1 protein-coding gene is annotated in these 847 nt (G+C 47.6%); it reads right to left on the bottom strand.

Annotated elements, in window-relative coordinates:
- A partial coding sequence (locus R7O13_RS25520; RefSeq protein ID WP_318305030.1) for an AMP-binding protein occupies positions 1–847 on the bottom strand: 847 nt, incomplete at both ends.

The following is an 847-nucleotide window of genomic DNA, read 5'->3' as shown; positions in this document are numbered from 1 at the left end:
ATCTTCACCAACTCACCAGACACTTCATGCGGTTGACCAATTGCAGCCACTTCAAGAACTTTGCCGTGCAGAGCGACAACGTCTTCGATTTCATTCGGGTAAACGTTGAAACCAGAAACCAAGATCATGTCTTTCTTACGGTCAACAATATGCAGGAAGCCTTCGTCATCAAACTTAACGATGTCACCCGTTGATAGCCAACCGTCTTCGTTAATGGTGTCTTTAGTTGCTTCCGGACGTTGCCAGTAACCTTGCATTACTTGAGGGCCGCGAACTTGTAGCTCACCTGTACCAGTATTTGGCAGTACATTGCCTTCTTCATCAACCATACGAACTTCTGTCGAAGGAACTGGCAGACCGATAGAACCGTTGTACTCAACCAGGTCATGCGGGTAAGCCGCAACTAACGGTGAACACTCAGTAAGTCCATAGCCTTCAAGCAGGTAGCAGCCTGTGGTCTTCAGCCATTTCTCAGCAACAGCACGTTGAACTGCCATACCGCCACCAACAGCCAAGCGAAGGTTACTGAAGTCCAACTCATGGAAATCTTCATTGTTCACTAGCGCATTGAATAAGGTATTCACACCTGTGATCGCTGTGAATTGGTATTTTTGCAGCTCTTTTACAAAGCCAGGAATATCACGCGGGTTGGTAATCAGTAAGTTACGACCACCCATTTCGATAAACAGCAAACAGTTCACTGTCAGTGCAAACACGTGGTAAAGCGGCAATGCGGTTACCACTAATTCACGACCTGGAGAAAGTACTGGACCGTAAGCCCCTTTCGCCTGAAGCACGTTCGCAATCATGTTGCGATGCGTTAGGATTGCACCTTTTGCGACACCCG

This window comes from Vibrio sp. Y176, assembly GCF_033438945.1.
This window is presented reverse-complemented; position numbering and strand designations above follow the sequence as displayed.